This window comes from Mesorhizobium sp. M7A.F.Ca.CA.001.10.2.1, from assembly GCF_003998575.1.
GTDB lineage: Bacteria > Pseudomonadota > Alphaproteobacteria > Rhizobiales > Rhizobiaceae > Mesorhizobium.
In genome coordinates this window covers 1-3405 of record NZ_RZQY01000654.1, presented here as the reverse complement: position 1 = coordinate 3405, position 3405 = coordinate 1, and the positions used below count along the sequence as shown (strand labels likewise).

Genomic DNA, 3405 nt, shown 5'->3' with positions numbered 1-3405 from the left:
GTAGACAACCGCATCGTGATCGACCCCAACTTCGCCGATGGCGATGGTGACTGCGGCGCCGGCAACCGGCTCTTGCGTTTTCGTCAACGCAATCAACGCCATGCGTCGCTTTTTTTCCTTCGGCTGGGCAGTTATGGCGGAGATCCGCAGGTGCAGGTCGGCTTCGCCGGCAGCGATCATGCGAGCCACATCGCAGCGCCAGGGATCGAATTCCGGGAAACCGCGCGCAAAGCCGGTGCGCAGCGGAAAACCTGTCATCCAGGCCGAGGCGAGCGTGCTTCCCCAGCCGCTTTCGTTCGCCGGCAGATGAAGGCCGGATGCGCGCGATTTGTGATTGAGATCGGCGATCAGTCCTTGCAGCATCTCCAATGCCAGGCCTTCGGCGGCGTGGCCTGAAAACAGGAACACGGGAAAATGCGCGGCCGCCAACGCTTTGGCGAAATCATTGAAATTCGACACCGGTTGCGATGTACGCCGCCCTTTGTGCTGTGTCCTCAGCGCCGCCAGCGTGGCGGCGAGGCTAGCTTGGCCACAGGAAAGTCGCGTTGCCTCGCGCCCGCCGTTCAGCGGCGGCACAGACATCCCGTTCGGGCCTACCACGAAGAACGCGCGCTGGTTCACGGTCGAGAGGTCGGGAACCGTCCCGGCGAGTTCGCCAACAAGACCATGATGGATCCGCGGGAGCTCGCCCACGATCACCACGACATCGGCACGCCGGCGCGTCTCTCCGGGGGCGACGGTCATTGCCCCCTTGTCCGTAAAAAGCGCAGTCTCCCGGGCAAGTGCCGCGCCATCGGCATGGTCGTATGCCGCGCCAGCCCTCTCAGCCAGCGCGATCGCCGCCCTCGTGCCGTCTATATCCGTATCAAAGCTGAAAACCGGGCACCGACTTGACGACAGTAGCGACGCGGCATGCGCAGCCGCGCGCTCAATCAGCGCTTCCCGGTTGCCGATCCAAGCAACCGCCATTCGCTAAACTACTTTCTGGTGCCGCCACGATCCTAGACGAAACTGGATTGGCCGTGAACCCCACCTTGCAGCGGATCAGCGAATGTTTTCATACGCTATCAACAAATTCCGACCCTGCTTAGTCATATTTGACGTAAGCGAAGCGTTGATCGGTCAGCGGAGTGCCCTCCAGCGCCCCGCCTTCCTTGGCCGGCTGCCACTGGACAACATCCTCGATCTTTTTCGCCAACTCGAAATCCTTGTCGGTAATGCCTTTCGCCGCGTGGTTCATCAGGCGCACCTCGACCCAGGCATAGGAGGCGGTGATATCGGGATGGTGCCACGCCGCCTCGGCGAGATGGCCAACCGTGTTGATGACCATCAGCGTCGATTTCCAGCTGTGGGTCTTGTATTTGCGCCGGATCCAGCCGTTTTCGTAGCGCCATTTTGGCAGCTCCTTCTCAAGCCGCTCGGCGATCTCGGCTTCCGAATAGACCTTTTCCTTGACTGTCTCGTTCATCTCGACCTCCGCGAATTGCTCGGTCTGTCTACACGCCGGAGCCAGCAAACACGTGGATGCATTCTCTTTGGCTTGCCCCATCGACGAAAACAGTTATCATGGTACCGGGCACCTAAACTTCCATGATGCATCCATGATGCACCCATCGGGGGGCAGATGTCGAATTCTGTTACCATACGAGTGCCCGCTCGCCTGCACCTTGGCTTCCTTGATCTCAATGGCGATGCCGGACGGCGGTTCGGCAGCGTCGGGCTTCCATTGAGCGAACCCGAAACCGTCGTCACCCTGTCGCGGTCCGGCGAAACCATCGTCGAAGGCTCCGAGAGCACCCGCGCCAGCGAGCATCTGTCGACGCTCTGCGCGCATCTCGGCATTCGCGCCCAGCACCATCTGGTGGTCGAGCAGTCGATCCCCAGTCATGCGGGTCTGGGGTCCGGCACGCAGATCGCCCTTGCCGTCGCCTCGGCGTTGCGCACTCTCCATAATTTGCCTCTGGATATCGCCGGCGACGCGGGCCTGCTCGAGCGGGGCGGCCGATCCGGCATCGGCATCGCAAGTTTCGAAGATGGCGGCGTCATAGTCGACGCCGGCAAGAACGACCGCGGCGGAACGCCTCCGGTCGTCGCGCGGCTGCCGTTTCCGGAAGAGTGGCGCGTCATCCTCATCCTCGACCATTCCGGGCATGGACTGCATGGCGCTGCCGAGGTCGCGGCGTTTCGTTCGCTGCCGCCGTTCCCAACGGCAGGCAGCGGGGAGATCTGCCGAAGGGTGCTGATGGGCATTATGCCGGCTTTGGTCGAGCGGGACCTTCCGGCATTCGGCGCCGCCGTCACCGCGATACAGATGCTGATCGGCAGCCATTTCGCCCCGGCGCAGGGCGGCGTGTTCACCTCGAAGCGGGTCGAGATGGCGGCCCACCGTCTCAATGAAGCAGGCGCCGTCGGCATCGGCCAGAGTTCCTGGGGGCCGACAGGCTTTGCCTTCGCGCCATCACATGACGCCGCACTCAAGTTCGTCGACGCGGTTCGGAAGACGACAATTGAGGACGGCCTTGAGATCAAGATCGTCAAGGGCAGGAACTCCGGCGCGAAGATCAGCTCAACCAGGCTGAATCTCGTCGGCAGCTGACGCTCCCGTTTCAGGCAGAAAGGCAAGAAATGGCCCGCAAACACATCCTGCACATGCTGACACCGTTGAAGCAGATGAGCCCCTTCGACGTGAACATGGCGCTCGACGCAGGCTTCGACGCCGTCGTCCCCTATGTCGATGTAAGCCTCGCCGAAGTGACAGGCCTGGTCCAGGACGCGATCTTTTCGCGCCCGCCGGATGCGGGTGTCGACACCGGCATCTTCATCGCCGGGAAGGATGCCTCGTTGGCGCTCGACATGTTCGACGCCGCGAAGAAGGCGATGGTGCCGCCTTTCCAGGTTTCGGTATTTGCCGATCCGGCCGGCTCGTTCACCACGGCCGCGGCGATGGTGGCCAAGGTCGAAAAGGCGCTCGAGAAGAAATTTCAGCGTGCGCTCAGGGATACGAGGGTGGCTGTTTTCGGCGCCACCGGCGTCGTCGGCTTCTGCACCGCCGTCATCGCGGCAGGGGAAGGTGCCCGGGTCACACTTGTCGGCCATGACGGCATCGAGAGGGTCAAACAGATCGCAGCCGAGATCGAAAGCAGATTCAACATCATCGTCGATGCCGCTGACGGATCGAGCGACGCACGCAAGACAAAGCTGGTCGAGGCGAACGAAATTATCCTGGCTTGCGCCAAAGCCGGCGTCCAGGTGGTCTCCAAAGCCCAGTTGAAAGGCAATGACCTGCTTATTGCGGCCGACGTCAATGCCGTCCCCCCGGCCGGCATCGAAGGATTGGCCGTCAATGCCAATGGTGATCCACTCGAAGCGGCAAAAGCTGTCGGCATTGGTCCGCTTGCCATCGGC

The 3405-nt window shown here is 62.1% G+C and carries 4 protein-coding genes; 2 read left to right on the top strand and 2 right to left on the bottom strand.

Going from position 1 to position 3405, the window contains the following annotated elements:
* Together EN964_RS29290 and EN964_RS29285 are read right to left on the bottom strand one after the other, a co-directional pair.
* Positions 1-969: tungsten formylmethanofuran dehydrogenase (locus tag EN964_RS29290; RefSeq protein WP_127277063.1), on the bottom strand; the 969-nt coding region annotated here is incomplete at its 3' end.
* Positions 970-1087: 118 nt separating this feature from the next.
* Positions 1088-1468 carry a 4a-hydroxytetrahydrobiopterin dehydratase gene (locus tag EN964_RS29285; RefSeq protein ID WP_027036898.1) on the bottom strand — a complete coding sequence of 127 codons (381 nt, stop codon included), beginning with the start codon at positions 1466-1468 and terminating at the stop codon, positions 1088-1090.
* A gap of 156 nt (positions 1469-1624) precedes the next feature.
* On the opposite strand from EN964_RS29285, the gene EN964_RS29280 reads away from it, so the two are divergent.
* Together EN964_RS29280 and EN964_RS29275 are read left to right on the top strand one after the other, a co-directional pair.
* Positions 1625-2596, top strand: coding sequence for a beta-ribofuranosylaminobenzene 5'-phosphate synthase family protein (locus tag EN964_RS29280; RefSeq protein ID WP_127269826.1), 972 nt, complete (start codon positions 1625-1627; stop codon positions 2594-2596).
* Positions 2597-2625: 29 nt separating this feature from the next.
* The coding region (locus EN964_RS29275) for an NAD(P)-dependent methylenetetrahydromethanopterin dehydrogenase (RefSeq protein WP_127277061.1) at positions 2626-3405 on the top strand (780 nt) is incomplete at its 3' end.

Bases quoted from the DNA above. Each gene is read 5' to 3' on its own strand.
- EN964_RS29285 (WP_027036898.1), bottom strand. From the start codon at position 1,468: ATGAACGAGACAGTCAAGGAAAAGGTCTATTCGGAAGCCGAGATCGCC.
- EN964_RS29280 (WP_127269826.1), top strand. From the start codon at position 1,625: ATGTCGAATTCTGTTACCATACGAGTGCCCGCTCGCCTGCACCTTGGC.